We start from the raw sequence: 25,963 nt of genomic DNA, 5'->3' as shown, positions 1-25,963 counted from the left end.
CGGTCCGCTGCAGCGCATGCTCGCGTTCGACCGGCCCGCCGGACATTTCGCCGCCGGGCCTTCGCGCTCACGGCGCGGGCCAAACCGGATGTCGCTCCGGAAGATCAGCAAACACGGCTTCGCGGGGAGCGTCGATCGCGGGAATCCACGTATCGCGAGCTCGATGTACCGGCGCGCCGTGCCGCCTCAGCCGCGCTCGTTCAGCATGGCGAAGCCGCGCTGGTGCCAGACCGGATAGGCCGGGCTGACATCGCTCGCCGCCTCCAGCCGTGCGTTCTGCTCGGCGTTCAGGCTCCAGCCGATGGCGCCGATATTGTCTTTCAGCTGCGCCTCGTCGCGCGCGCCGATGATGACGCTCGCAACGGTCGGACGGCTCAGCAGCCAGTTCAACGCGACCTGCGGGATCGATTTTCCGGTCTCCGCGGCGACCGCGTCCAGCGCGTCGATGATACGGAACAGCCGTTCCTCCTCGAAGCGTGGGCCGGTACCGGCGATGTCGTGCGCGCGCATGCCGGGTTTCGCCGGCTGCCCGCGGCGGATCTTGCCGGTCAGCTTGCCCCAGCCGAGCGGGCTCCAGATCACGCCGCCGACGCCCTGGTCGCGCCCGAGCGGCATCAGCTCCCATTCATAGTCGCGGTTGAGCAGCGAATAGTAGGCCTGGTGCGCGACATGGCGCGGATAGCCGTAGCGGTCGGCCACGGCGAGCGACTTCATCAGATGCCAGCCGGAGAAATTGGAGCAGCCAATATAGCGCACCTTGCCGTCGCGAACGATCTGGTCGAGCGTTGCGAGCGTCTCCTCCAGCGGCGTGTTGTAGTCCTGCCCATGCAGCTGCCAGAGATCGATGTGATCCGTGCCGAGCCGCTTCAACGCCTTGTCGATCGCGTCCAGCAGGTGCTGGCGCGACGAGCCGTAGTCGTTCGGCCCGTCGCCGACGGGAAAGGTCGTCTTGGTCGAGATCAGGAGCCGGTTGCGCCGGCCCTTGATCGCCTTGCCGAGGATCTCCTCGGCGAGCCCCTGGGAATAGGAGTCGGCGCTGTCGAACATCGACACGCCATGTTCGAGGCAGATGTCGACCAGCCGCGTCGCGCCGGCCGCGTCGGTCGCACCCCAGGCGCGGAAGAAGTCGTTGCCGCCGCCGAAGGTCGCGGTGCCGAAGCTGAGCGCAGGCATGCGCAAGCCCGAATGTCCAAGTCGTCGATAGTCCATCGCAATGCCCTCCGCATGTGTGGGGCCGAACCCGGCCCCGCCGTTCCGCTGCGAGGCTCAGGCAGACGGCCGCCCGAGGTCAAGCCGCAAGCCGCCCCCCGGGCCGGTCCATGCCGGCCGATCGGCCCGCGAGGATGTCAATCGGGTGTCGCGAAAGATGCTGCCAGGTGCTTGGCGAGCAGGTCCGCTGCGCGCGACAGGCCTGGCGCGCGATGCAGACAGATATCGGCGTCCGGCAGACGAGGCAGGCCGTCATCGGCGGAGAGGGCGCGGAGCCGCCGCGGAAATGTCCCTGCCTTCACCGCGGTTACCGCCAGGCCCTGGGCAACGATCGCCTCGACCGCCGCCTGGCTGTGGCTCACGAAAGCCAGGCGCCAGGGGCGTTTCGCCGCTTCGAGCGCCTCCACCGCCCACTTGCGGAAAAGGCAGCCCGGGGGATACAGGGCAAGCGGTAATGGACTGTGGCTGTCGAGGCTGTGATCGGGGCTGCCGGCCCAGACCGCCTGCTCGCGACGCAGGACCTGCCCTTCGCCCTGTCCCGCAGGATGCATCGCGATGACGAGGTCGAATGCCTCGCCCAGCCGATCCGGCATCGAACATGTGAGGCCGGTTTCCATCTCGACATGGATCAGCGGGTATCCTGCGATGAAGCTGGCCAGCAGGGACGGAATGACCAGCGTGCCATAGTCTTCCATCACGCCGAGCCGGACACGACCTTCGATCTTGTGCTCGCGCAACCTGCCGACCGCCTCGTCGCTCAGGATCAATATCCGCCGCGCATAGCCGAGGAAGCTCTCCCCTGCGGTGCTCAGGCTCACGCCGACCTTCGTGCGGTGAAAGAGTTCGACCTGCAGACGCTCTTCCAGGCGTTTTATCTGCATGCTGACTGCGGCTTGTGTCCGGTTCAGTGCGGCAGCTGCGCGCGTGAAAGACCTGTGATCCGCAACAGCCACGAAAGCCGCCAGCAGGTCAGGGTCCAGTGCAGGGCTTGCCATAACGCATCCTTATAAGGGGCATCATAGAAATTTCGTTCATTGATGAATATCGCGCTTCTATCGTTTTCCAAAATCCCTCCCGGAATGAACTGATGAGCGAAATGCTGGGGGTCTTGGCGGCGGTGCTTTCCAGCGCCCTCGGTGGCACTTCGGTCGGAGCGACGCGCTATCTCGTCGGTGTCGTTGATCCGCTGGCCATCGGTTCGTTCAGGTTCGGCATCGGCTTCGTCCTGCTGCTGCCCCTGGCGCTGGCGCGGAGACATGAATGGCCGGCGCGGCAGGACTGGCTCGTGATCGCCGGCCTCGGCCTCCTTTTCTTTGCGATCTTTCCGATCCTTTTCAACGCATCGCTCATCTTCACCACGGCGGCCCGTGGCGCGCTCGCACTCTCCACGCTGCCGCTTCTGACCATGATCGTCGGCGCGCTCCTGGGCAGCGAGCCGCTCTCGGCGCGGAAAGCCGTCGGCGTGTTGATCGCAATGCTCGGTGTTGCGCTGGCACTGCTTTCCGGCCTTGCTTCGGCTCCGGCCGGGGCATGGCGCGGAGATCTCCTGATGATCGCGGCCGCCCTGTGCATGGCGCTCTACAGCATCTGGTCGAGGGCGGTGATACGTCGTTCAGGCCCTATCCCATTGACGGCGATGGCGATGGGGGCCGGTGTGGTGGTGCTTGTCGCGCTCTCGTGGCTGCACGGCAGTTTCGCGCCGGTCCGCGCGTTCGGGGCCGCGAATTGGTTTGCCGCGATCTATTTGGGAGCGATCGGGAGCGCCCTGACGTTCTACCTTTGGGCATTTGCGCTGGAGCGCACGACGCCGACCCGCGTCGCCATATCGGTCACGGTCAATCCGGTGAGCGCGTCGCTGGTGGGGGCTTGCGTGCTGGAGGAGTCGCTGAGCTGGAATCTGGCCGCTGGAATCTTGGCCGTGCTGCTCGGCATCTGGATCGCGACGACCCCGGACGGCAAAGGCGCGTGACCATGCCAGGCGCAAGACTTCGACGCCCCTGTCGCGGGTCGGTTCAGAACGCTTGAGTGGGACCGGTGCTATCCGGGCAGGAGCGGACCTTGGACGCCGGCCCTGCCGGCCCCGCGCGCTCCCGCTGGTCAGAGCACGACGATGCCGGAATGTTTCGCCTTGTTTTCCGGCTCGACATGGATGGTGACGCGGGCATCCTCGATTTCGGCCTTCAGCGCCCGTTCGATGCGGTCGCAGATGTCATGGGCGTCGGAGACGCTGGTCTGGCCCGCGACGACCAGATGGAATTCGATGAAGGTGGCGCGGCCGGCATGGCGGGTGCGCACGTCGTGAGCCTCGATGGCGCCATCGGCCTCGCAGGAGATGATGCCACGGATGCGGGCCAGGGTCTCCTCCGGCACGGCCTCGTCCATCAGGCCGCCGAGCGATTCCTTCATCACATGCCAGCCGGACCAGAGGATGTTGAGGGCAACCGCGGCGGCCAGCGCCGGGTCGAGAACGGCCCAGCCCGTCACAATGGCGAGCAGCACGCCGAAGGTGACGCCGACCGAGGAGACGACGTCGGTCAAGAGATGCTGCCCGTCGGCGACGAGGGCGGGCGAGCGCAACTTGCGGCCGCGCGAGATCAGGATCCAGCACCAGACCGCGTTGATGGCGCTCGCGAGGCCGTTGACCAGCAGGCCCGAGAGCGGCGCGTCGAGCGCCTTCGGGGCCATCAGGCCATGGGCCGCCTCGCGCAGGATGAGCATGGCCGCAACCACGATCATCACGCCCTCGACGACGGCGCTGACATATTCCGCCTTGTGATGGCCATAGGGGTGATTGGCGTCCGCTGGCCGTTCGGCGAGCCGGACCGCCAGCAGGGCGGCAATGGCGGTCGCGACATTGACCGTGCTTTCGAGCGCGTCCGAATAGAGCGCGATCGAGCCCGTCATCCACCAGGCGAGGAGCTTGAGGCCGAGCACGACGATGCCGACGACGAGGCTCCCGGCTGCGAGCTTGAGGGTTTTCGACATGATCACGGCTATCGGCGGCGGGAAGCGGGCTATCTAGAGAACTCGCCCCTGTCTGGCAAGCCTTTGTTTTGTCTTGCAATTCAGTTGCAACAGCAGGCCTGCGGCCAGCTGCCGGCTCAGGACCGGCGAGCGGCGGGCGCGGCTGGCCGATGACCCTGGCGTCCGGTCGGCCTGGGTCTTGCGAGCCAGATCACATGGCGCGCGCCGCGACCACGGCCGGCATGGGGCCGCTCGACATCGACGGCAAAATCCGCCTGGCCGAGCCTGCGGGTGAAACGCTCGTCCGGTGCCGACGACCAGACGGCCAGCGTGCCGTCGGGGCGAAGGGCCCGGCGGGTGGCGGCGAGGCCGGCCAGCGAATAGAGGCTGTCATTGGCCGGCCGGCTGAGCCCGTCGGGGCCGTTGTCGACATCCAGCAGGATCGCGTCATAGCGGCCTCTCGCCGCGGCGATCAGTGCGCCGACATCGCCCTCGACGACGGTAACGCGTGGATCGGCAAGGCTCGTGCCGAACACTTCGGCCATCGGGCCGCGGGCCCAGGCGACGACGGCCGGCACCAGCTCGGCCACGGTGACGCGGGCATCCGCACCGAGCACGGCGAGCGCCGCGCGCAAGGTAAAGCCCATGCCGAGGCCGCCGATCAGGATGTGCGACGCGCCATGCCCGCCGAGCCGCGCGCAGGCAAGCCGCGCCAACGCCTCCTCGGAGCCGCTGAGACGACTGTTCATCAGCTCGATCGGCCCGGCCATGATCGAAAATTCGCCGCCGCGCCGTTTCAGGCGCAATTCGCCGCCACCGGGCACGATGGCGGTATCGATGAGCTGCCAGGGGATCACGAAAGGGCTCGCCGCTGCCGACTGGGATGGGTGCCGTGGCTCTATAGGCCCTCGACGGTCGGCAAGGAAGCGCGGCACGGCCCGGAGACCATGCCCGGGCCGAGCTTGCGTAGGGTCAGCGGGCGAGCACGCGCGCCGCCTCGCGAGTGGTGGCGACTGCCTGCGAGACCTGGGTGACCGCGGCCGAGATGCCGGTCATGTTGCTGGCGATCTCTGTCACCGAGCGGGCGGCGCTCTGCATGTTCGCCGACATGTCGCGCGTGACCGCGCTCTGCTCCTCCACCGAGGCGGCCGTTGCGATGACGTTGTTGCGCATGATCTCGACGGAGCCGCGGATCGATTCCAGCGCGCTGACGACCTCGGTCGAGATGGCCTGCACGCCGTTGATCTCCGCGCCGATCTGTTCGGTCGCCTTGGCGGCCTGATTGGCGAGGTTCTTCACCTCGGCCGCGACCACCGCGAAGCCGCGGCCGGCTTCCCCCGCCCGGGCCGACTCGATGGTGGCGTTGAGCGCGAGCAGGTTGATCTGGCCGGCAATGTTGTTGATCAGCCCGACAATGCCGCCCATGGCGGCGGCGGCATCCGACAGGCGCTTGGCGAAGCCGCCGGCGGTATGGGTCTGTTCCAGCGCGCTGTCGGTGGCGGTCTGGGATTTGGCCATGCTCTGGGAGATCTCGATGACCGAGGCGGCGAGCTCCTCGGCGGCGGCGGCCATGGTCTGGACATTGCCGCGCGTCGTCTCCGCGACCTCGGCCGCCGAGCTGGATTCGCTCGACGAGCGTTCCACCGCCTGATCGATCTCGCCGAAATTGCGGTCGATCATCAGCCTGAGATTGGCCAGAAGCTGGATCTGCTCGGTGATGTCGGTGGCGAACTTCACGACCTTGTAGGGCCGGCCGGCGGCATCGAAGATCGGGTTGTAGGACGCCTCGATCCAGATTTCGCGGCCGCCCTTGCCGATGCGCTTGTATTGAGCCGCCTGGTATTCGCCCCGTCTTAGCGCAGCCCAGAACTGGCGGTAGTCCTCGGTGGCCCTCATCGCTGGCTCGACGAACATCTGGTGGTGTTCGCCCTTGATCTCGGCGAGCGTGTAGCCGAGCGCCTTCAGGAAGTTGTCGTTGGCATCGAGGATCCGGCCCTCGAGGGTGAACTCGATCACGGCCTGGGCCTTGCGGATCGCCGCGACCTGGCCGGCCCGGTCGGCATCCGCCGCCTTCCGGGCGGTGATGTCGGTGGCGAACTTCACCACCTTGTAGGGCTTGCCGTCGCGGCCGATGAGCGGATTGTAGGATGCCTCGATCCAGATTTCCTTGCCGCCCTTGCCGAGGCGGCGGAACTGGCCCGCCTGAAACTGCCCGCCGCGCAGGTCGGTCCAGAAGGCGCGGTATTCGGCGCTGTCCTTGTGCGTCGGGTCGACGAACATGCTGTGATGCTTGCCCGTGATCTCGGCAAGGCCGTAGCCGAGCGTATCGAGGAAGTTCTGATTGGCCGTCAGGATCGTGCCGTCGAGATCGAACTCGATGACCGCCTGGACGCGGTCGAGCGCGGCGAGCTTGGCTTCCATTTCCAGGCTTTTCCGCGATGTGAGATTCAGCATGACAGCCCCCGTGCAGCGATCCGGTCGACGCAATGGCGGAACGCGCGTCCTGCACGACCGGCCAATGAATCGAACCGCGAATGCACCTTACGGTGGTATTCAGTGATTAATGTAACGTTACAGTTAGTAGTAATTATTATGAATTACGTAAGGTAATACTGGAGGTATGATGCCTGCGTTTTTTTGTTGTACTGGCTGTGTCACGCATTCGGGGGAAGCGCCGGCCGAAAGCGGAGGACGAAGGTCCGCATCGGTCCGCTGGACGGAAGTTCAGGCATCGCCCGGCGGATTGGCCGCGAACCAGTCGGCGATGGCCGGCATCATCTTTTCGAAGCCGCCGGGGATCCAGATGTTGAGCACGCCGGCCCTCGTCTCGCCGCGGTTCTCGAAGTCGTGGGTCGTGCCGCCGGGGATCAGCACGAAGCTGCCACGCTCGGCGTCGACCCACCGGTCGCCGACGAGAATGCTCATCGTCCCCTCGACGACATAGAACATGTCGTCTTCCGGGTGCGCGTGGGCACCGGGGCCGCGGGTATGCGGCTCCAGCCACCACTCCGAAATGCAGCAGCTGTTGCCGGTCTCCGGCCCATCCGCCTTGAACACGGCGCTGATGCGGCCCATCGGATAGGTCCGGCCCCCGCCGGGGGCGAGCACGATCGGTTGCCTGATAACATCGGTCTCGGGCATGGGGCCGGCCTCCTTGACGGGCCGCGAGCATAGGCGCATCGCCCGTGGCCCGGCTAGCGCCCCAGTCGCGCGCTGAGCCGCGCCCAGCGCCAGGTGGTGAGCAGGGCGACCGCCGAAAGGCCGGAGGCGAGGCCGAGCCAGATGCCGACGCCGCCGAGGCCCCAGTAGAAGGCGAGGCTCGCGCCGAGCGGCATGCCGATGCCCCAGTAGCCGATGGCGGTCAGCACCATCGGCACGCTGGTGTCGTGCAGGCCGCGCAGCATGCCGAGGCAGGCGACCTGGATGCCGTCGCCGAGCTGGAACAGCGCGGCGCAGATCAAGAGCGTCGAGGCGAGAACGACCACGTCGCGATTGATCGCCGCCTCGGTGTCGATGAACACGCCGATCAGCAGTTTCGGCGCGGTCAGCATGACGACCGCCACCGTCAGCATGTAGCTGACGGTCAGGCCATAGGCGGTCCAGCCGGCGAGGCGGGCCGCGGATCCGTCGCCTGCGCCGCTGGCGCGGCCGACCCGCACGCTCGCCGCCTGGCTCAGTCCGATGGCGGCCATGAAGGTGAAGCCGCCGATCTGCGCGACGATGGCATGGGCGGCGAGCGCGGTGGCGCCGATCAGCCCCATCATCATGGCGGAGGCGTAAAAGATCGAGGTTTCGAAAGCTTGCGCGAGGCCGATCGGCAGGCCGAGCCGCCAGATCTCGGCGAGGCGCTGCAGGTCCGGCCGCCACAGGTCCTGGAACAGCCGGTAGAGCCGGAAGCGACGGTCGAGGCTGACCACGGTGACGAGCCCGGAGAACAGCACCAGCATGGCGCCCGCCGTCGCGAGCCCGGCGCCGGCCGGCCCGAGCGCGGGGAAGCCGAGATGGCCGTAGATCAGACACCAGCCGGCCGCCGCATTGAAGAGCGCGGCGAGCGCGGCGACCAGCATGGTCCAGAGCGGCCGCTGCATCGCCGCCAGGAAGGAGCGCAGCACGACATAGCCGAGAAAGGGCAGCAGTCCCCATTGCAGGCCATGCATGAAGGCGGTGGAGCGCGCCGCCAGGGCCGGTTCCTGGCCGAGCAGGATGAAGACCCGATCGCAGTTCCACAGCAGGAGCCAGGCGGGCAGCGAGACCAGCAGCGCACTCCACAGGCCCTGGCGCACGGTGCGCCGGATGTCGTCCACGGCCTGCGGGTCGCGGCCGAGCGTTTTGGCCATCAGCAGCATGGAGGCCGAGACGATGCCCATGCTGAACAGCATCACGGCCTGGTACAGGCTGGCCGCCATGGCCGTGGCGGCGAGCTCGTCCTTGCCGATCCGCCCGACATAGACGAGGTCGGTGGCGATCAGGGCGACCTGGGCGATGTTGGTCAGCACCAGCGGCCAGCCGAGCGCCAGCGAGGCGCGTGCCTCGCGCAGCACGATACGGGTCGAGAGACGGGTGGGCATTGTGTCGTGCATGATGGCGGGCGGCGCGCGGCCGTTGGTCCTGCGGGATGGCGAGGGGGCGGCGGCAGGTTGTTCCATGCGCGCCGCCCGCCGACAAGGTCCGGCCGGGAAGGGCAGGCGCGCGCCGGTGCAGATCTGCAGGCTAGGCGCCGGGCCGCTGCGCCTGCAGATAGCCGACGAAGGCCTTCACCGTGCGCGGCACCCGTGGGCTCCAGGGCCGCACCGCATAGATCGTTTCGGCGTCCGAGCCCTCGATGGTCCAGTCGGCCAGGAGCGCGACCAGCGCTCCGGACGCGATGTGCCGGTCGCAGGAGAAGCCGGAGAGCATGGCGATGCCGCCGCCGGCGAGGGCGGCCTGCAGCAGGATTTCGCCGTTGTTCGCCTTGAGCGCCCCCTTCACCGGCGCGGGGACCTGAAGGCCGGCGCGCGCGAAGCTCCAGGTCGGCTCGTGCAGCGCCTGCCAGCCATAGATCAGGCAGCGATGCGACGCGAGATCGGCTGGCTCCCGCGGGTGGCCGCGGCGTGCGAGATAGGCGGGGGAGGCGACGAGGCGCCAGTCGACCCGTCCGACCGGCCAGGCCATGTCGGTGCCGCGCACGATGTTGGCAAAGCGCAGGGCGAGGTCGAACCCCTGGGCGGCGAGATCGGCAATGTCCTGGCTGGTCGAGAGATCGAGCTCGATGTCCGGATAGCGGTCGAGGAAGCCGGGGATGAGCGGCGCGGCGAAGCTGACGCCGACCCCGATCGAGGCGGTGACGCGCAGGCGTCCCTTGGGCTCGACGGCCAGATCGCGCAGGCCCGCGAGGGTCTCCTCGGCGTCGGCCAGCATCCGGTCCATCCCGTCGAGCAGCCGCTCGCCGGCATCGGTGAGCGTCAGCGACCGGGTGCTGCGGTTGACGAGCTGCAGCGCGAGCTCGCGCTCGAGCGCCTTCAACCTGACGCTGACGGCGGCCTTGGACAGGCCGAGCCGGGCGGCGGCGCGGGTGATGCTGCGTGTCTCGGCCACACGGGTGAAGATCAGCAGGTTTTCAATGAGGTCGATCTGCATGATTGTTTATTCGTGCGAACAATGGATTTATGCAAGGCTGATTGTTCACCGCAGTCCGAATGTCCATCGTTTCCTGCGTCTTGCCGAGGAAACGTCCGATGACACCGGCCGTTGTGACCTGCCCGCACCCGGACGACGAGGGTGGACGATTCCGGCGCCCGTGGCGCCGGGCCCTCGCGCGCCGCTGGCCCGGATGGTGGCCGGGACGCGCCGGAGATGCGGCGCCGGCCGCCGCGCTGCCGCCGCGCCTGCGCGACGATATCGGACTCGATCCGACCGTGCCGGGCGCCGATGGTCGGCATGGCAGGGACTTCACACGCTACCTGCAATATCTCTAGGCGGCGGCCGGCGCGCGGCCAATGGCGGCAGGTGGCGTGCGTGGCCGCGCTGTGCAAGCGGCGAGGGCGCGGATCACCTCTGCCGGTCGTGCCCTTTCCGTTGCGATGGCGCTTACCTACATCAGCTTTACTTGGGGCCGCCTGCCATGCCGGGCGGCATTGTGCTGGTGAACGACGATGAAAAGGCCACACGACGCCAGAGCGAATGGCGCGATCAGACGTTATGTTCTCGAACAGCTGCGGGGCATGCCCTGCTGGTGCGACGTCAAGGAGATCGCCGCGGCGGCCGAGGTGAGCGAGGAGACGGCGCGCGCCTGCCTCGAATCCTACGAGGGTGAATATGCGCGCCGGCACGGCGATCTCTGGCGTTTCGAGACCTGCTGCCTGAAGCAGCTCAAGCCCAACTGAGCAGGCATTCCGGCAGCGGCCGGCAGCGGCCGGCCCGTCAGACGAACGGGTTCCTGTCGTCGAGGCGTTTGCGGGCTTCCTCGGCTATTCCAAGATCGAAGGTTTCGGCCTCCGTCGGCGCCTTGGGGATCAACCCGGCGCGCGCCCAGAATGCGCCCTGTTCCATCACCGAGGCGACATTGGGCATGCCGTCGAGCGGATAGCCCGACCAGCGCGGCCGCGCGCCGTCGATGATCTCCGCCGGCAGCTGCGTCGCATCGGCGAGGATCTTGTTGATCGCAGGATCGTTCTGTCCGGCCGCCTTCATGAAGTCGCGGGCCGCCTGCAGTTGCGCCATGGCAAAGCGCACCAGGGCGGATCGCCGGCGCGCCCGTGCCTCGCCGCTCGCCGCCCACAGGCCGACCTGCGTGCTGGGCGAGGCCTCGTCGCCCCAGAACAGGACCTTCGCCGCGCCTCGCTTTTCGACCGCGAAACAGAGCGGCACGGGCAGGTTGGCTATGCCGATGCGGTTGGCGCCGAGCAGTTGGGGCGAGGTGTTGCCGGCAACACCCCATTGCCACTCGACATCGCCGGGCGTCAGGCCGCCGCGCTCCAGCGCCTTGGTATAGAGGAGCTGCGAGATCGAGCCGCGGACGCTGATGCCGATGATCGAGCCCTTGGCCTTGGCCATGTGCTCGATCCCCGTCAGGCCCTTGGCGTGGAGTTCGTTGCTCACCATGAAGCACTGCGAGCCGCGCTGCGGCAGCTCCTGGCTCCGGTCCATGATCGCGCGGAACGGAGCCCCTTTGGCGAGTGTGTTGAACAGCCCCGCCGAACAGGTCGAGACGGTGACGTCGAGTTCGCCGGCGGTCAGGATCGGGATCGCCAGGCCGCCGTCGGCGAAGCTCTGGGTGGTCACCTTGAGGTTGACCTTGTCGAAATAGCCCTTGGCGATCGCGATGAAGGTCGGCCCCGAGGAAATATAGGGCACGATGCCGACCCGCAGCTGCTCGGGTGCCATGAAGTCGTTGGAACGCGCAGCGGGAGCAGCGAGGCTGCCGATGGTCCCGATGCCGGCGGCCAGCGCCGTCCGTCGTGTCATGGGCATGGTCCTGCCTCCCCCAAGGCTTGTGATCAGCACATGCGCAATCGGTTGCAGTATGGGTGCTTCAGCGCCGCGGTCAATGCCGGCCGCAGGGGTCAGGCGCTTTGTCGCACCGGGCCGGTCGAATCTCTCACCATCAGCTTCGGTGGCAGGACCCGATGGGCGACCGGCCGCGCGCCGTCGTCGAGCCGGGCGGCGAGCTCGTCGGCCGCCTCGTAGCCCATCCGGTATTGCGGGATGCGCACCGAGGTCAGGGCCGGCTTCAGCCGGTCGACGAAAGGCATGTCGTTGAAGCCGGTGACCGAGATGTCGGACGGGCAGGCGAGATTGAGCTCGCCCAACGCGTCATAGACGCCGAGCGCCAGAGCATCGTTGGCCGCGACGATCGCGGTGGGCGCGAGGCCGGATTGCAGAAGATGCAGCGCCGCGCGATGGCCGGCCGCTTCGCTGAACTGGCTGGCGACGACGACATGGCGTGGGCCGGCCTGCAGGCCATGGCGCACTGCCGCGGCGATAAAGGCCTCCTTGCGGGCGCGGCCGGTGGAGACGTCCTGCGGACCGGCAATGTGGGCGATATGGCGATGGCCGAGTGCGTGAAGATGAGCGACGGCCTCGCCGATGCCGGCGGCCTCATCCGCAAGGATCGCCGGGACGGTCGCGTCCGCCGTCGCGCGGTTCATCAGGACGACGGTCATGCCGCGTTCCTGGGCCGCCGCCACGATCGGGTCATCCAGCCGGGCGGTGGCGAGAATCAGCCCGTCGACCTGGCGTTTGACGAACATGTCGAGCAATTGCCATTCCCGCTCGAGATTGAAGTCGGAATTGGTCAAGAGCGCGCTGTAGCCGATCTGCTGCAGGCGATCCTCGATCCCGCGGAACATGGGCGGGAACATGGGATTGGTGAGGTCGGGCACGATCACCCCGACCGTATGCGAACGGCGCCGGCGCAGACTGGCCGCGATAACATTGCCCTGATAGCCGAGCGCGCGCGCCGAGGCCTTCACCTTCGCCGCCACATCCGCCGATATGCGTTTTTCCTTGAGCGGATCCAGGGCCCGCGAGGCCGTCGAGATGTGCACGCCGGCATGGTCCGCGACATCTCTCAGCCGGGGGGAGGCCGGGCGGGATCGAGCGTCGGCCTGCTGACGCGTCGAAGGCGGCTTCTTTCCCGAAGGAGACTTCACCATGCCGATCCGATCATTCCGAGTGCAAGAAGTGGCACCACGGCGACGCAGCGTCAATTGTACCTTCGGCATCGTGGTGGTTGACATTGTGGATGCGATTTTGTGCAATCGATTGCCAATCAATGCGGGGGCGACAGATGGGCGGTCCGGGCGGAGCGCGGGAAAGCGTGAGAGGGGTGCGGGAGCCGGCCCGGCTGCGGGTGATGTCCTTTGCGGGCGCCGGCAACCTGCCGCTGCTCGCCGCCGATGCGCGGGGCTTCTTCGCCGCCGAAGGTCTTGCGGTCGAGATCGCCTGGACGCCGGATTCGCTGACGCTCAGGCGGAGGCTGGCGGCAGGCGAGATCGATGTGGCGCATGCGGCGGTCGACAATGCCGTGGCCATGGTCGAGACATCGGGGGTCGACGTCGCCGTCCTCGCCGGCCTCGACGACGGCATGAACGAGCTGGTGGTGCAGTCCGATATCGGCGATATCGGCGACCTCGTCGGGCGCACGGTCATCGTCGATGCGCCGAACACCGCTTTCGCGCTGCAGCTTCGCAAGATCCTGGCTTTGTCGGGCCTTGCCGCCGGCGTTCACTACGAACTGAAGGCGGTCGGCGCGACCGACCGGCGCGCGCAGGCGATGATCGCGGACCGGAGCTTCGCCGCGACCCTGCTCAGCCCGAGCTACGCCGATCTGGCGGCCCGCAACGGCCTGAAGCGTCTCGGAGCGGTCTCGCGCTGGATCGGACCCTATCAGGGCATCGGCATTTTCGCGTTGCGCAGTTTCGTCGCCGCCGAGCGGACGAAGCTGGTTTCTTATCTGCGGGGCCTGCTCGCGGGCCTTGCCTGGACCTTCGATCCGGCGAACCGGGATGCGGCGATCGACCTTCTGGTCGAGCGGCTGGGGATGGATGTCGAGGCCGCCCGGGTTGGCTATGACCAGGTGGTCGATCCCTCTGCGGGCCTCTTCCGCGACATCAGGGTCAATGCCGAGGGCATGGCGACCGTGCTGGCGCTGCGGGCCGAGCTCGAAGGCGGCTGGAACGGCACGCCGCCGCCGGTCGCGCGCTATCTCGACGGGGGCCCGCTGGAAGAGGCCCTGGCCGGGAGCCGGAGGTGACCCCGGCCGTGCTGCACGTCAATGGCGGGACGGTGCCGCTCGATCCGGACGGGCCGGCCCTGCTGGTCGAGTTTCTGCGCAACGATCTCGGCTTGAAGGCGACACGTTTCGGCTGCGGCCTCGAACAGTGCGGCGCCTGCATGGTGCTGGTCGACGGCGTGCCCACGCATTCCTGCTCGCGCCGGGCCGCCGAATTCGCCGGGCGCGCGGTGACCACCGTGGAGGGGCTTTCGGCGGGCGGTCTGCATCCGCTGCAGCAGGCGCTCATCGACGAGCAGGCCGGCCAGTGCGGCTTCTGTCTCTCCGGCATCCTGATCAGCGGCGTTGCGCTGCTCGCCGCCAATCCCGTGCCGTCGCGCGCCGAGATCGTTGCGGCGCTCGACGGCCATCTCTGCCGCTGCGGCGTCCAACCGCGGGTGGTCGCGGCGGTCGAAAGGGCCGCGGCTGAACTCGAACGGAGGCGCGGCGATGCAGCATGATCGCCGTCTGCCGGCAGGGCTTGCCGACAATCCGCGGCTCGACCGCTGGATCCGCTTTGCCGGGCGGAGCGTGACCATCGCCACTGGCAAGGTCGAACTCGGTCAGGGCGTGCTGACCGCGCTGGTCCAGATCGCGGCCGAGGAGCTCGATGTGGAACCCGGCCGGATTGCCATTGTCTCCGGCGATACGGCCGTGGGCCCCAACGAAGGCTATACGGCCGGCAGCCAGTCGATCGAGCAGTCCGGCTCGGCGATCCGCCTCGTCGCCGCCGAGGCGCGGGCGCTGCTGACCGCCGAGGCGGCAGCCCGGCTCGGTGCCGAGCCCGCCGGCCTCGGCGTCGAGGACGGGGCCTTCACTCGTGACGGCCGGCCGACCAACCTCGACTACTGGTCGCTGGCCGATGCGGTCGACTGGACGCGCCCGCCTACCGGCACGGCGCCGGTCAAGGCGGAGGCCGACTACCGGCTGGTTGGCACCAGCCTGCCCAGGCTCGATCTCGCGGCCAAGATATCGGGCGCGCCATTCATCCACGACATCGCCGAACCCGGCATGCTGCACGGCTGGGTGCTGCGGCCGCCGCGGCGCGGCGCGGCCTTTGCAGGCCTCGACCGGGAGCGGCTGGCGCGCTTCGGAGAGCGGGTTCGATGGCATCGCGACGGCGCCGTGCTGGCGCTCGTTGCGGACAGCGAGACGATGCTGCGCGCGGCGCGCGAGATGCTGCGCGCCGATGCGCGCTGGACCGGCGGGCACACCATTCCCGATGACGCGGGAACGCCGGACTGGCTGATGGCGGCGCCGAGCCGCGACCGGGTGATCGAGACTGGCTCACCGGCGTCGGATGGCGAGCCCATGATCACGGCGACCTATGCGCGGCCTTTCCTTGCCCATGCCTCGATTGGCCTGTCCTGCGGCCTTGCGCGCTGCGATGAGGGACGGCTCACGGTCTACAGCCATTCCCAAGGGGTCTTCGCACTGCGCGGTGCCATTGCCCGCAGCTTCGGCCTCGATCCCGCCAACGTGATGGTCCTCCACCACCAGGGCGCGGGCTGCTATGGCCATAATGGCGCCGATGACGCCGCCTGCGACGCTGCATTTCTCGCCCTGCGCCATCCGGGCCGCCTCGTCAGAGTGCTGTGGACGCGCGACGACGAGTTGGGATTTTCGCCGGTCGGCGCGGCTCAGGTCGTTCGCCTGTCGACGCGGCTCGATGCGACCGGGCGGCCCGGCCATTGGACGAGCGAGATCTGGAGCCCACCGCACGCGGCCCGGCCTGGCACCAACGGCAATGTCAACCTGCAGCTCGCCGAGGCGCTGTGCACGCCGCCCGAAAGGGGGGAGGTTGCCGACATTCCCGATGCCGCCGGCGGTGGCGGCGTGCGCAATGCCGCGCTGTCCTATACGGTGCCGGGCCAGCGCATCGTCCATCATCTCATCGTCGGCCAGCCCGTGCGGGTCTCCTCGCTGCGCACGCTCGGCGCATTCGCCAATGTGTTCGCCATCGAATGTTTCATGGACGAGCTCGCCGAGGCGGCCGGGCGGGATCCCGTCGACTATCGCCTTGAGCTTCTGCCGGATCCGCGGGCGCGTGCCGTGGTCGACGCCGTCGCCCGGTCCGCCGGCTGGCGGCGGGAGGCCGCGATCGGGCTCGGGCATGCCCAGGGCATCGGCTTTTCCCGCTACAAGGGACGCGGGGCCTATTGCGCGGTGGTCGCGGAGATCGAGGTGGACGAGGCGGTCAAGCTCATCGGTCTTTGGGCCGCCGTCGATGCCGGCCTCGTCATCAATCCGGACGGTGTCCGGAACCAGATCGAGGGTGGGCTCGTGCAGGGCGCGAGCTGGACCTTGAAGGAGACCGTGGGCTTTGCCGACGGCATGATCGCCAGCCGCGACTGGTCGCTTTATCCGATCCTGCGCTTTTCCGAGGTGCCGCCGGTCGCCGTCGAGCTCGTCGGCGCGGTCGGCAACCCGTCGCTCGGCGTCGGCGAGGCGGCACAGGGGCCGGTGGCCGCGGCCATCGGCAATGCAGTGGCCCGCGCGCTGGGCGCGCGGATCCGGACCTTGCCGCTCAACCGCGAGCGGATCATGGCGAGCCTGCTCGCAAGCTGAGGCCCGTCAATTCTCGGGGCCCGCATATTTGCCGGCTGTCGCCGGGAACATGGTCTTGATGATCTTCATCCGGCTGACGTCGACGGTAGCGTCCATGTGCAGGAAGATTGCCGCGTCGCGGAACAGCTTCTCGATGCCGAATTCCAGCATGGCGCCGTTGCCGCCGTGCAGTTCCAACGCATGCTGGGCCACTTTCATGATCTCTTCCGAGGCATAGACCTTGGCCATGTTGCACAGCACGTCCATGTCGGGATGGCCCTCGTCGACCGCCTGGGCGGCCCGTTCGACCAGTGCACGCACGGCTGTGATGCGGGTCGCCATGTCGGCGAGCCGCAGTGCCACCGCCTGGTGCTTGATCAGGATGCGGCCGCCCTGCACGTAGTTCTGCACATAGTCGGCGGTGCGCTCGAAGCAGGCGACGCCGACGCCGAGATTCTTGGCCGCCTGGATGATCTTGCCAGCGCGGAAATAGACGCCTGCCTTGCCCAGCGCGTCGTTCTCCACCAGGAGGTGGTCGGCCGGCACCCGGCAGTCGTCGAAAACGAGCTCGCCGTTGTTCATGAACCGGCAGCCGAGCGTCTCGTTGCATTTGGCCACCGTCAGGCCGGGCGTGCCGCGCGGCACGAGAAAGCTGGACGTGCCCTGCAGCATGCCGACCGCCGGATCGGTGTTGGCATAGACGACGTAGAGCCCGGCGTCGTAGCCGTTGGAGATGAACTGCTTGCGGCCGTTGATCACCCAGTGATCGCCCTTGCGCACCGCGCGGGTCTGCATGGCCGCTTCCGGCACATTGTAGGGCAGCCAGCGGTCGGATGCGCCACGAGGTTCGGTGAGGCAATGGGCGAGCAGGAATTTCGGATCGGTGGTCAGGCGCTCGAACCAGATCCTGGCAAGATGGGATGGCGCCAGTTCCCGCAACAGGATCGACACCTTCCAGTTCTGCACCAGCTTGTCCGCGAGGCCCGAATCGCCGCGCGCGATTTCCTCCGCGATGAGCGCGAAGGTCCTGACCTCGGTGTCCGGCTCGAGTTCCACGCCGCCATCGGCCTCCGGCACGCCGAGCGTACGGATGCCGATCCGGTCGGCGCCTTCGAGGATCGCGTCGGGCAGCCGCCCATCCGGATCCATGTCCCACTCGCGTTTCCAGTTCGTGCGGATGAACGGGGTCACGAGGTCGTCGACGAAGGCGCGGCAGCTCCGCCGCATCAGCCGCTGCTCTTCGGTCAGGGCCGTGTCTTGGGCGTGGATCATGGTCTCGTCTCCCGGTGACTGGACGCGCCGCCATCGGGGCACGTCGTCATCGGAGGCTAGCCATGGCGCCGTCGCGCGACAGGTGCTTTCGTCCCGATCTGGTGGACAATCGTCCACCCGGGATCGTGGCTTCAGGCGCCGAGCTCCTGCTTCAGCTCCGGATATTTTTCGGTCAGCAGCGAGCCGTGATAATAGGTCGGCGCATAGGCGGGATGGGCACGGATGGCGTCGAGCCACTCTGCGACCCGCGGCTTGTCCTGCCACATCGCCACGAGGTTGATGTCGGCGAGGCGTACCAGCACCGGCATGACCGCGACGTCGGCGAGGGTGATGTCGGCGCCCATCAGCCAGGGGCCGCCGCTCGCCGCGATCGTCTCGTCCATCCGCTGGACGCCGCGGGCAAGACGTGCCAGCGCGGCGTCCATCTCCTCCTTCGGAAAGCCGGTGCGGCCCATCTTCAGGAGGAATTCCTTGCGCAGCGGCTTGGAATTGGCGAGCGCCAGGAACTCCTCCTCGCTCATCCCGCGGAAATGCCGGAGGAAGGCGAGATTGTAGGAGGGGACGCGCACTGCCGGGGTCGGAACCTCGTCGATGAAGCGCATCAGCGAGCGCATCTCGGCGCGCTTCAGCGGCGCCGCCGGCGTGAACCGGCAGGGCTCGGGAAAGACCTCGTCGAGATATTCGATGATGACGGCGGAATCGACGATGGGCGTGCCGTTGTCGATGAGCGTCGGCACGACGCCGTTCGGATTGATCCTGAGATAGGCCGGCTGCAGCTGATCGCCGGAGAAGAGGTCGAGCTTTTCCTCGGCGAAGGGCAGGCCCTTGGCGTTCAGCACGAAGCGGACGCGCTGGCTGCAGGTGGATTGCGGGGCATTGTAGAGCGTGAAGCGGGACATGGCGGCCTCGGTGGGACGGACTTGTGTCGAGGAGCCGATCAGACGATCGGCAGGCTGAGGCCGGCATCGGCGATGATGCGCTGCACCGAGCCGATGAGCGCCTGCTTCTTCGCGCGGAGCACGTCCTGCGGGAAGGTCAGCTTGCCGCGGCGCTTGCGGGCGATGCCGTCGATATAGACGCTGTCGACGTGATGGCCGCAGGCATAGCCGACAATGGTGACGACCGGATCGAAGACCGGGAACAGGTCGAGGTCGCTGGTGTCGAGAAGCACGAGATCGGCCTTCTTGCCCACCGTGAGCGAACCGATCCGATGGTCGAGCCGCATCACCTTGGCGCCGCCCATGGTCGCCCAGCGGAGCACCTCGCGGGCGCTGACCGCGATCGGCCCGGCCGGCTCGCCGCGTGCCGCCCGGGCGACGTTTTCGTAATGCCGGCAGTGCATCCAGGCGGCCCGCATCTCCGCGAACATGTCGCCGGCGCAGAGCGGCTCGGTATCGATGCCGAGCGACAGCACCGCACCGCGGTCGCGCGCCCTGACCGTCAGCGGCGGGTCCGCCTTGGCCTGCAGCTCCAGCATGACGGTCGGGGTCAGCGTCACGCCGTGATCGAGGATGAAGGCGAGGTCCTCGTCGGAGAGCGCATTGCCGTGGCAGATGTTGTGATCGGGGCCGAGCAGGCCTGCCGTGGCGAGCGCCGGCCAGCCGTTTTCCTGGACGCGCTGGCCGCTCGGATAGGAAACGTGGCAGGTCGAGACGAGGCCGAATTCGCGGGCCAGGCGATAGTCGGCAAGGCAGACCTCGGCGGTCGAGATTTCCGGTCCGAGAATGGCGAGCGCCAGGGTCACGAGACGATCGTCGCTGGCGAGCCGGCCCCTGCGAAGCGCCTCGACGCGCTCGCGCGGATGCGGGATCTGCGAGTGGTGCGTCTCGCCCGGCTTCGGCAGCGGCTTGGCGGTGCCGTGGCCGAAGACGGCGCGGATGCCGCTCTCCTCGAGCGCGTCCACAGCCCGCTCGGCCATGGCGAGATCGCGCAGGATATGGCACCAGTCGAACAGCGTCGTGACGCCGTTGTCGATCTGGTTGAGGGCGCCGACGAGATTGCCGATATAGGTGTCCTCGGCGGTGTAGCGGGTCGCCATATTGGCATGGACATGCCGGTGATAGGCGCCCGCCGGCCATTGCGCCCCGATGCCGCGCAGGCCGGCCTGCCAGGTGTGCATGTGGGCGTTGACGAGACCGGGCATGACGATCATGCCCGACGCGTCGACCACCTCGTCGGCCTGCGCCTCAAGCGCTCGGCCGACCGCGGCGATCCGGTCGCCCTCGATCAGCACATCGCCGTTTTCGATGTCGCCGATGGTGTCGTCCATCGTCACGACCCAGCCATTGCGGAACAACGTTCGTTTCATGGTCTTGCCATTGCTTGTCGGGAGGGGAGGCCGGTGCTGCCGGCGCTCACAGGAAGGGATTCTTGTCGTCGAGGCGCTTCTTCGCCTCCTCGGCGATGTCGAGCTCGAAGATCTCGGCCGGCGTCGGCACTTTCGGGATCATCTCGGCCTGGTGCCAGAAGGCCGCCTGCTCCATCACGGACTCGCGGTTCGGCATGCCGTCGGGCGCATAGCCCGACCAGCGCGGCCGCGACCGTTCGATGATGTCGGGCGGCAGCTGGGTCGCGTCCGCGAGGATCCTGATGATCTCGGGATTGCCGTCCTGGGCTGCCTGCATGAAGTCCTGCGCCGCCTGGCGCTGGACCATGGCGAAGCGCACCAGCGCGGAGCGGCGGCGGGCGCGCGCGTCGCCGCTCGCGGCCCACAGCGCGATCTGCGTGTCGGCGGCGGCCTCGTCGCCCCAGAACAGGATCTTGCCGAGGCCGCGCTTCTCGGCCGAGAAGCACATGGGCACGGGCAGGTTGGTGATGCCGATGCGATTGGCGCTCAGCATCTGCGGCGAGATATTGCTGCCGACGCCCCACTGCCATTCCACGTCGGAAGGCTTGAGCCCGCCCTTTTCCAGCGCCTTGCTGTAGAGGTACTGCGAGATCGAGCCGCGCACGCTGATGCCGATGGTGGAGCCCTTGGCCTTGGCCATGGCGGCGATCCCGGTCAGGCCCTGGGCGTGCAGTGCGTTGCTGACCATGAAGCACTGCGAGCCGACCCCCGGCCGCTCGCGGCTGCCGCCGGTGAACAGGCGAAACGGCGCCCCCTTGGCGAGCGTGTTGAACAGTCCGGCGGAACAGGTGGAGATGGTGATGTCGAGCTCGCCGGCGGTGAGGACGGGAATGGCCAACCCACCGTCGACGAAGGTCTTCACATCGACCTTGAGATTGACCTTGTCGAAATAGCCTCTGGCCAGGGCGATGAAGGTCGGTCCGGCCGAAATATAGGGGACCGAACCGATCCTGAGCGTCTCGGGAGCCATGAAATCCTGGGCCCGAAGGTTCGGGGCCGCGACGAAAGGCGCACACAGGCCCGTCGCCCAGCCGAAGCCGGCGCCGATCGCGCCCCGCCGTGTCAGTCGCATGGCCGTCATGGCCGTCCTCCCTTTGGGTTCGTCATGCAGGTCCGCGCTTCTACCGGCGCCATTGGTGTAATGCAATCGGTTGCACAATCGCGCCCGCGCGCGGCCGAGTCAAGCGTGGCGGCGTTGCGGTCCTCATGTGCGCGGTCGGCGCCCGTCCCCGGCCGCGGCCGGCCGGATGTCGCGCAGGCGGAAGGCGCGCGGCGTCGTGCCAACATGCTTTCTGAAGGCGCGCAGGAAATACTTCTCGTCGTGATAGCCGACCGCATGGGCGATCCGCCCGACCGGCTCGTCGGTCAGGATCAGCCGTTCGCAGGCGTCCTCGATGCGCATCTGCGCGACCAGTGTCTGGAACGTTCGTCCGGTATGACGGCGGATCAGCGCGCAGAGGCGGCTGCGCGACAGGCGGGTTGCCGCTGCAAGGGCCGAGAGGCTGACCGGGCGTGCATAGTTCTCGCCGATGAAGTCGGCGATCCGGCGCATATGGTCGCCGTCGCGGCCGGGCGCCGGCCGGCTTTCGGCGAGGCGTTCGACATCGCTCGCGCGATCACGGCAGATCTCGGCGAGCAGCAGGGCGAGCTCTGCCCGCAGGACGGCCTGCGTGCAGAGCCGCGGGCGATCGTGTTCGGCGCACAGGGCATCGAGCCGTCGTTCGAGCCGCAAGCGTTGCGCCTCGTCCAGGGCGAGCTCGACCTGGCTCTGCCAGACGAAGGGATAGAGTTCGGGCGCAAGGCGGGCGAGCTCTTCAGCCGGATAGGCTGCGGTCAGATCCGGACGCAGGAAGTCGAGATCGAAATAGAGCACGACGCAGCGGGTCGCGGAATCGAAACGCACCTGATGCGGCACCATCGGGCCGATGAAATAGATCGATCCCGGTTTCGGCCTGTCGCTGACGAGGCCGACGCGCAGGGCCGGCGCCTGGGTCCGGAAATAGATGATCTGGAAGTAGTCGTGCTTGTGGGTGGGATAGAAGCCGGCCACGTGGTCGGACCGCCTGATATGGAAGCGCGGCTCCCTGCCGCGCTCGCGGGCATAAGAGCGGAACGGTACGGCCGCACTCCAGGACCGGCTGCGGGGGTCGGCCGTATGGCGCGGCGCCAGAGCGGCCGCCGCTCGGTCCGCCAGGGGCTTCGACCGGCCGGTCATGCCTCACCGAGGATGTGGCGGCGCGAGGCGGCGAGCATGGTGCTCGCTTTCGCGGCATCGAAATCCTTCAGCCGTCCGCCGCGCATCCTGATCCGCCCGTCGACGATCACCGTGTCGATGTCGCGCGGGCTCGTCTGCAGCAGGACATGGGCGCATGGATCGCCGGCCACCGAGCTGCCGAACGGTCCCTTGCGCACCATGACGAGGTCCGCCCGTTTGCCTGTGGTCAGGCTGCCGACCCGCTCGTCGAGCCCGAGCACCTGGGCGGCGCCGATGGTCGCCATCTGGATCAGCCGGCGCGGCGTCAGCAGCGGCATGTCCGGGCCGACCGGCGGCCGTCGCCCGGCGACCGAGCCGAACGAGCGGGCCATGGCACCGTCGATGAAGCCCTGCACGTTGAACATGACGCGCAGCTGGCCGATCGGGTCGGAGGCGACATGGCAGGGCACGTCGCAGCCGAAGACGACCGGGACGCCGCGATCGACGGCCCGGCGCACGACATCGGCGGGTGTGCCCTGGACGTCGGCCGATGGCGTGAAGCAGATCGGCATGCCGACGGCGGCCATCCGGTCGAGTTCGGCATTGGTCAGCTGGTTGCCGTGGATCACCATGAGATCGGGCCCGATGAGGCCGCGCGCGTCGAGCGCCGTCACCGCATCGGCCTGATGCAGATGGATGCAGCTCGGTGCGCCGAGCGAGCGTGCGAAGGCGATCTGGGCATCGAGGCCGGGCGAGCCTGGCGATACCACGCCGAAATTGATGGTCGTGAGGCTGGCCGGGTCGTGAAACGCGGCGTGGATCCGCCGGGCATCGGCGAACCGGTCCTCGAGGCTTGCGAAGCCGTCGGGCTCGGCGCTCATGAAGGAATAGCTGAAGACGTGGCGGATGCCGGTACCCTGGAGAGCCCGGATCGAGGCTTCGGCATAGCCGGGGCCGCGTACATTGTGACAGTAGTCGACAACTGTCGTGGTGCCGTAGGACAGCATTTCGAAGCCGCCAATATAGGCTGCGTTGAAGTTGTCCTCGGGCCGGAAGCGTGAGCGGAGCGGCAGGAACTCGGTGAAATAGGTACCCGGCCAGAGGTCGGGCACCGCCCCCCGCAGCACGGTCTGCCATAGGCAGTTATGGGCGTCGATGATGCCAGGCAGGACGATGCTGCCTCGCCCGTCGATGACCTCGGCGCCGGGGGCGACAAGCCCGGGTCCGACCGCGGCGATCGCCCCATCCTCGATGAGGATGTCGGCTTCGGTGAAGTCGCCGAGCCGATCGTCCATGGTGACGATCTCGGCGTCCTTGACGATCAGTCGCGTGGCCATGGCGCTTCTCCAGAAGGTTCGTCGGGGCGGAAGGCTGGATGTTCACAGGAAGGGGTTGTCGGCGGCAAGGCGCTGCTGGGCTTCCGCGAGCACGCTCGTCTCGAAGAGTTGCTCGACCGGCGCCGGCCGCACCAGCAGGTCGGTGCGTTCATGCCAGAACCGCTGCTGGGCGAGGATCGCGTCCCGGTTCGGCGCGCCGTCCTCGGCCATGGTCGACCAGCGCGGCCGGGTCCGCTGCAGCAACTCCTCGGGCAGGCGCGTCTCGGCCGCAAGCAGCTTGATGATGGCGGGGTCGCCGGATGCCGCTGCGGCGTTGAACTCGCGATAGCCCTGCAGCGTCGCCATGCAGAAGCGCACGGCCGCCGAGCGGCGCTCCTTCAGGAAGCGTTCGCCGGCAGCGAAGGTCGAAAGCTGCATGCCCGGCGCGATCTCGTCGCTCCAGGTCGCGATCCGGCCGATGCCCCGGGCTTCGGCGACATGGCCGCCGGGCATCGGATCGAGGACGATGTCGACCCGGCCGCTGGCCATGAGCTGCAGCGCCGTGCTGCTGTTGAGCCCGGTGCGCAGTTCGAGATCGGCAAAGGACAGCCCGACGCGCTGCAGTGCCTGGGCATGCAGGTAATGAGCGACGCTGCCCATCACGGCGATGCTCAGCACCTTGCCTTTCGCCAGGCGATAGCCGTCGAGATTGGTGAAGCCGTCGGCATGAAGGCTGTTGCTGACCAGGATTGCCTGCGAGCCGCGGCCGCGGGCCTCGTGGCCGCGGTCCATGAAGATGCGGACGGCCGCACCCTTGGCGACCAGGTTGAAGAAGCCGGCATTGCAGGGCGCGGTGGAAATGTCGATCTCGCCCGCGGCCAGCGCCGGCATGGCGAGGCCGCCGTCGACAAAGTTGCGCACGTCGATGTCGAGGGCGAGCTTGCGATAATAGCCCTTGGCGAGCGGCACGAAGAAGCCGCCAGAGGAGAGATAGGGCACCGAGCCGCAGACGATGCGGGCGGGCGCGAGGAACGGATCGGCGCGGATGGAGGCGGGCAGGGCGATTGCGCCCGCCGCGAGCGAGAGAGCCTGCCGCCTGTTGATGCTCTGCTTCGCCATCGCGTCCCCCCTCGGATCTGCCGGTGGCCGGCCTTTGGCTTCACCTGTCGGGCAGAACCGCGACGGCCTGGATCTCGATCATCATGTCGGGATGGGCGAAGCCTGCGACGGTGATCGCGGCGCTCGCCGGGAAATCGCGTTTCAGGATGTCCTTGCGCAGATCGGTCATGGCGCGTGAATGGCGCGCGTCGATCAGGAACACCGTCATCGAGACGAGATCGGCGAGAGTGCCGCCGGCAGCGGCGAGCGTCCTTTCGATGTTGCGGAAAGTCTGGCGCGTCTGCGCTTCGAAATCGCCGGCAAGCGAGCGGCCGTCCTCGTCCTTCTGGCCGGTATGGCCGGCAAGCCAGACCGTGCGGCCGCCACGCGTCACAACGGCGGGGGAAAATGAAAAGTCCTCCTGCCAGCTGCCCTTGATGAGGCTCTTGTCCATCGCGCCGCCCTCCTGTCGATATGCTTGCAACCGATTGCACAAATTGCAAGCCCGATCTTCGGCAGCCTGTCATCGCCTCGATGCGCGACTGGGCTCAGCCGGCGCGGCTCTTGAGCCAATGGACGAGCCGCCACGATCGCCTGAGTGCGGTGACGGCAGCGCCGATCGCGACCGTCCAAAGAGCGGCTCGAGGAATTTCGTCGTGCCAGCCCCAGAGCACCGACGGGATGGAGAGGACCGCAGCGGCGGTGACGACTGCCATGCGATGCTGCTTGGCCATCGGCCCGCTGAAGTCGCTCGGCGCGCCGCAGGCGCGCCCGAGTTCGCGCACATAGGCGGTGAGAATGGCCGCGGCGGCCGCTGCCAGACCGAGCGCAGGCGCATTCGCGCCGAACCCGAGCCCGGCCAGGATCAGGATGTCCGCGACGCGATCCGGGAATTCGTTCCAGAAAGGTCCGTCCGGCTCGGCCTTGCCGCCTTCCATGGCGACCATGCCGTCGAAGAGGTTGCAGAGCAGGCGTAACTGGCAGAACAGCGCGGCTGTGGCCAGGAGAAGGGCACGCCCGAGCCCACCCGTCTGGCCGGCGAGCCAGAATGCCCCGCCCGCGAGGAACGCCGCGATGACGCTGGCCTGCGAGATCTGGTTCGGCGTGATCGTCTGGCTGGACAGCGTGCGCGCGATCGCCTGCGCCCAGGCACTGTCGCGGCTGGACAAGGGGCGCCGGTCGCCGGCGAGGGGGCTTTCATCGGTCATGGCCGTGGCCTCTTCCTGATCGGCATGGGCAGGCTGCGCGGGGCAAGCGCTGAAGGA

The 25,963-nt window shown here is 68.0% G+C and carries 25 protein-coding genes; 6 read left to right on the top strand and 19 right to left on the bottom strand.

Going from position 1 to position 25,963, the window contains the following annotated elements; translation table 11 throughout:
- Positions 1-186: 186 nt before the first annotated feature.
- Both OZ671_RS08375 and OZ671_RS08370 read right to left on the bottom strand, forming a co-directional pair.
- On the bottom strand, positions 187-1,209 hold the full coding sequence (locus tag OZ671_RS08375; RefSeq protein ID WP_268860320.1) for an aldo/keto reductase: 1,023 nt from the start codon (positions 1,207-1,209) through the stop codon (positions 187-189).
- Between the two features lie 137 nt (positions 1,210-1,346).
- A complete protein-coding gene (locus tag OZ671_RS08370) occupies positions 1,347-2,204 on the bottom strand; it encodes a LysR family transcriptional regulator (RefSeq protein ID WP_268860319.1) in 858 nt (285 codons plus the stop codon).
- A gap of 92 nt (positions 2,205-2,296) precedes the next feature.
- Between OZ671_RS08370 and OZ671_RS08365 the strand changes: the two genes are divergently transcribed.
- Positions 2,297-3,178, top strand: a complete 882-nt coding sequence (locus OZ671_RS08365) for a DMT family transporter (RefSeq protein ID WP_268860318.1) — start codon at positions 2,297-2,299, stop codon at positions 3,176-3,178.
- A 128-nt stretch (positions 3,179-3,306) separates the two neighbouring features.
- On the opposite strand, the gene OZ671_RS08360 is transcribed toward OZ671_RS08365, so the two are convergent.
- The 6 genes from OZ671_RS08360 to OZ671_RS08335 form a co-directional block, all read right to left on the bottom strand.
- The gene (locus OZ671_RS08360; protein ID WP_268860317.1) at positions 3,307-4,194 is read right to left on the bottom strand and encodes a cation diffusion facilitator family transporter; all 888 of its coding nucleotides are present in this window, start codon (positions 4,192-4,194) and stop codon (positions 3,307-3,309) included.
- 116 nt (positions 4,195-4,310) lie between these two features.
- Positions 4,311-5,030, bottom strand: a complete 720-nt coding sequence (locus OZ671_RS08355; protein ID WP_268860316.1) for a spermidine synthase — start codon at positions 5,028-5,030, stop codon at positions 4,311-4,313.
- Between the two features lie 115 nt (positions 5,031-5,145).
- On the bottom strand, positions 5,146-6,627 hold the full coding sequence (locus OZ671_RS08350) for a methyl-accepting chemotaxis protein (RefSeq protein WP_268860315.1): 1,482 nt from the start codon (positions 6,625-6,627) through the stop codon (positions 5,146-5,148).
- 270 nt (positions 6,628-6,897) lie between these two features.
- Positions 6,898-7,314: a cupin domain-containing protein gene (locus OZ671_RS08345; protein WP_268860314.1), complete on the bottom strand. Its 417-nt coding sequence runs from the start codon at positions 7,312-7,314 to the stop codon at positions 6,898-6,900.
- Positions 7,315-7,367: 53 nt separating this feature from the next.
- A complete protein-coding gene (locus OZ671_RS08340; RefSeq protein ID WP_268860313.1) occupies positions 7,368-8,741 on the bottom strand; it encodes an MATE family efflux transporter in 1,374 nt (457 codons plus the stop codon).
- 142 nt (positions 8,742-8,883) lie between these two features.
- On the bottom strand, positions 8,884-9,789 hold the full coding sequence (locus OZ671_RS08335) for a LysR family transcriptional regulator (protein ID WP_268860312.1): 906 nt from the start codon (positions 9,787-9,789) through the stop codon (positions 8,884-8,886).
- A 98-nt stretch (positions 9,790-9,887) separates the two neighbouring features.
- Here OZ671_RS08335 and OZ671_RS08330 point away from each other — a divergent pair, with 98 nt between their 5' ends.
- A complete protein-coding gene (locus OZ671_RS08330; protein WP_268860311.1) occupies positions 9,888-10,127 on the top strand; it encodes a hypothetical protein in 240 nt (79 codons plus the stop codon).
- Positions 10,128-10,304: 177 nt separating this feature from the next.
- Positions 10,305-10,535 carry a hypothetical protein gene (locus OZ671_RS08325; RefSeq protein WP_103168181.1) on the top strand — a complete coding sequence of 77 codons (231 nt, stop codon included), beginning with the start codon at positions 10,305-10,307 and terminating at the stop codon, positions 10,533-10,535.
- 37 nt (positions 10,536-10,572) lie between these two features.
- Here OZ671_RS08325 and OZ671_RS08320 read toward each other — a convergent pair whose 3' ends face one another.
- Entirely contained in the window at positions 10,573-11,616 is a 1,044-nt protein-coding gene (locus tag OZ671_RS08320) for an ABC transporter substrate-binding protein (RefSeq protein ID WP_268860310.1), read from the bottom strand.
- A 98-nt stretch (positions 11,617-11,714) separates the two neighbouring features.
- Positions 11,715-12,806 (bottom strand): LacI family DNA-binding transcriptional regulator, encoded by a 1,092-nt coding sequence (locus OZ671_RS08315; RefSeq protein ID WP_268860309.1) that lies wholly within the window; start codon positions 12,804-12,806, stop codon positions 11,715-11,717.
- Between the two features lie 164 nt (positions 12,807-12,970).
- Between OZ671_RS08315 and OZ671_RS08310 the strand changes: the two genes are divergently transcribed.
- Genes OZ671_RS08310 through OZ671_RS08300 form a run of 3 tightly spaced genes read left to right on the top strand, consistent with a single transcriptional unit; the run spans position 12,971 to position 16,492 of the window.
- On the top strand, positions 12,971-13,906 hold the full coding sequence (locus OZ671_RS08310; RefSeq protein WP_268860308.1) for an ABC transporter substrate-binding protein: 936 nt from the start codon (positions 12,971-12,973) through the stop codon (positions 13,904-13,906).
- Positions 13,903-14,385: a (2Fe-2S)-binding protein gene (locus OZ671_RS08305; protein ID WP_268860307.1), complete on the top strand. Its 483-nt coding sequence runs from the start codon at positions 13,903-13,905 to the stop codon at positions 14,383-14,385. The genes OZ671_RS08310 and OZ671_RS08305 overlap by 4 nt, the downstream gene beginning before the upstream one ends.
- On the top strand, positions 14,375-16,492 hold the full coding sequence (locus OZ671_RS08300) for a xanthine dehydrogenase family protein molybdopterin-binding subunit (protein WP_268860306.1): 2,118 nt from the start codon (positions 14,375-14,377) through the stop codon (positions 16,490-16,492). The genes OZ671_RS08305 and OZ671_RS08300 overlap by 11 nt, the downstream gene beginning before the upstream one ends.
- 6 nt (positions 16,493-16,498) lie before the next feature.
- On the opposite strand, the gene OZ671_RS08295 is transcribed toward OZ671_RS08300, so the two are convergent.
- The 9 genes from OZ671_RS08295 to OZ671_RS08255 all read right to left on the bottom strand — a co-directional run bounded on the left by OZ671_RS08295 (position 16,499) and on the right by OZ671_RS08255 (position 25,906).
- Complete coding sequence (locus tag OZ671_RS08295) at positions 16,499-17,743, bottom strand: acyl-CoA dehydrogenase family protein (protein ID WP_268860305.1); 1,245 nt, start codon at positions 17,741-17,743, stop codon at positions 16,499-16,501.
- 131 nt (positions 17,744-17,874) lie between these two features.
- Positions 17,875-18,642 (bottom strand): glutathione S-transferase family protein, encoded by a 768-nt coding sequence (locus OZ671_RS08290; RefSeq protein WP_268860304.1) that lies wholly within the window; start codon positions 18,640-18,642, stop codon positions 17,875-17,877.
- A gap of 38 nt (positions 18,643-18,680) precedes the next feature.
- On the bottom strand, positions 18,681-20,051 hold the full coding sequence (locus OZ671_RS08285; protein WP_268860303.1) for an amidohydrolase family protein: 1,371 nt from the start codon (positions 20,049-20,051) through the stop codon (positions 18,681-18,683).
- A gap of 46 nt (positions 20,052-20,097) precedes the next feature.
- Positions 20,098-21,171, bottom strand: a complete 1,074-nt coding sequence (locus OZ671_RS08280; protein WP_268860302.1) for an ABC transporter substrate-binding protein — start codon at positions 21,169-21,171, stop codon at positions 20,098-20,100.
- 123 nt (positions 21,172-21,294) lie between these two features.
- Entirely contained in the window at positions 21,295-22,140 is an 846-nt protein-coding gene (locus OZ671_RS08275) for a helix-turn-helix transcriptional regulator (RefSeq protein WP_268860301.1), read from the bottom strand.
- A 161-nt stretch (positions 22,141-22,301) separates the two neighbouring features.
- A complete protein-coding gene (locus tag OZ671_RS08270; RefSeq protein ID WP_268860300.1) occupies positions 22,302-23,621 on the bottom strand; it encodes an amidohydrolase family protein in 1,320 nt (439 codons plus the stop codon).
- A gap of 42 nt (positions 23,622-23,663) precedes the next feature.
- Positions 23,664-24,719: an ABC transporter substrate-binding protein gene (locus OZ671_RS08265; RefSeq protein ID WP_268860299.1), complete on the bottom strand. Its 1,056-nt coding sequence runs from the start codon at positions 24,717-24,719 to the stop codon at positions 23,664-23,666.
- 40 nt (positions 24,720-24,759) lie between these two features.
- Positions 24,760-25,152 (bottom strand): RidA family protein, encoded by a 393-nt coding sequence (locus OZ671_RS08260; protein WP_268860298.1) that lies wholly within the window; start codon positions 25,150-25,152, stop codon positions 24,760-24,762.
- 94 nt (positions 25,153-25,246) lie between these two features.
- Positions 25,247-25,906: a CDP-alcohol phosphatidyltransferase family protein gene (locus OZ671_RS08255; protein WP_268860297.1), complete on the bottom strand. Its 660-nt coding sequence runs from the start codon at positions 25,904-25,906 to the stop codon at positions 25,247-25,249.
- Positions 25,907-25,963 lie beyond the last annotated feature (57 nt).

Source organism: Phreatobacter sp. AB_2022a (assembly GCF_026847585.1).
GTDB lineage: Bacteria > Pseudomonadota > Alphaproteobacteria > Rhizobiales > Phreatobacteraceae > Phreatobacter.
Note: the sequence above shows the minus strand (reverse complement) of the source record. Positions and strands in the feature narration are given on the sequence as shown.

What these genes read in the sequence shown, in the direction of transcription:
- OZ671_RS08375 (WP_268860320.1), bottom strand. Translation starts at nt 1,209, where the DNA reads ATGGACTATCGACGACTTGGACATTCGGGCTTGCGCATGCCTGCGCTC.
- OZ671_RS08370 (WP_268860319.1), bottom strand. Translation starts at nt 2,204, where the DNA reads ATGGCAAGCCCTGCACTGGACCCTGACCTGCTGGCGGCTTTCGTGGCT.
- OZ671_RS08365 (WP_268860318.1), top strand. Translation starts at nt 2,297, where the DNA reads ATGAGCGAAATGCTGGGGGTCTTGGCGGCGGTGCTTTCCAGCGCCCTC.
- OZ671_RS08360 (WP_268860317.1), bottom strand. Translation starts at nt 4,194, where the DNA reads ATGTCGAAAACCCTCAAGCTCGCAGCCGGGAGCCTCGTCGTCGGCATC.
- OZ671_RS08350 (WP_268860315.1), bottom strand. Translation starts at nt 6,627, where the DNA reads ATGCTGAATCTCACATCGCGGAAAAGCCTGGAAATGGAAGCCAAGCTC.
- OZ671_RS08345 (WP_268860314.1), bottom strand. Translation starts at nt 7,314, where the DNA reads ATGCCCGAGACCGATGTTATCAGGCAACCGATCGTGCTCGCCCCCGGC.
- OZ671_RS08340 (WP_268860313.1), bottom strand. Translation starts at nt 8,741, where the DNA reads ATGCCCACCCGTCTCTCGACCCGTATCGTGCTGCGCGAGGCACGCGCC.
- OZ671_RS08335 (WP_268860312.1), bottom strand. Translation starts at nt 9,789, where the DNA reads ATGCAGATCGACCTCATTGAAAACCTGCTGATCTTCACCCGTGTGGCC.
- OZ671_RS08330 (WP_268860311.1), top strand. Translation starts at nt 9,888, where the DNA reads ATGACACCGGCCGTTGTGACCTGCCCGCACCCGGACGACGAGGGTGGA.
- OZ671_RS08325 (WP_103168181.1), top strand. Translation starts at nt 10,305, where the DNA reads ATGAAAAGGCCACACGACGCCAGAGCGAATGGCGCGATCAGACGTTAT.
- OZ671_RS08320 (WP_268860310.1), bottom strand. Translation starts at nt 11,616, where the DNA reads ATGACACGACGGACGGCGCTGGCCGCCGGCATCGGGACCATCGGCAGC.
- OZ671_RS08315 (WP_268860309.1), bottom strand. Translation starts at nt 12,806, where the DNA reads ATGGTGAAGTCTCCTTCGGGAAAGAAGCCGCCTTCGACGCGTCAGCAG.
- OZ671_RS08300 (WP_268860306.1), top strand. Translation starts at nt 14,375, where the DNA reads ATGCAGCATGATCGCCGTCTGCCGGCAGGGCTTGCCGACAATCCGCGG.
- OZ671_RS08295 (WP_268860305.1), bottom strand. Translation starts at nt 17,743, where the DNA reads ATGATCCACGCCCAAGACACGGCCCTGACCGAAGAGCAGCGGCTGATG.
- OZ671_RS08290 (WP_268860304.1), bottom strand. Translation starts at nt 18,642, where the DNA reads ATGTCCCGCTTCACGCTCTACAATGCCCCGCAATCCACCTGCAGCCAG.
- OZ671_RS08285 (WP_268860303.1), bottom strand. Translation starts at nt 20,051, where the DNA reads ATGAAACGAACGTTGTTCCGCAATGGCTGGGTCGTGACGATGGACGAC.
- OZ671_RS08280 (WP_268860302.1), bottom strand. Translation starts at nt 21,171, where the DNA reads ATGACGGCCATGCGACTGACACGGCGGGGCGCGATCGGCGCCGGCTTC.
- OZ671_RS08270 (WP_268860300.1), bottom strand. Translation starts at nt 23,621, where the DNA reads ATGGCCACGCGACTGATCGTCAAGGACGCCGAGATCGTCACCATGGAC.
- OZ671_RS08265 (WP_268860299.1), bottom strand. Translation starts at nt 24,719, where the DNA reads ATGGCGAAGCAGAGCATCAACAGGCGGCAGGCTCTCTCGCTCGCGGCG.
- OZ671_RS08260 (WP_268860298.1), bottom strand. Translation starts at nt 25,152, where the DNA reads ATGGACAAGAGCCTCATCAAGGGCAGCTGGCAGGAGGACTTTTCATTT.
- OZ671_RS08255 (WP_268860297.1), bottom strand. Translation starts at nt 25,906, where the DNA reads ATGACCGATGAAAGCCCCCTCGCCGGCGACCGGCGCCCCTTGTCCAGC.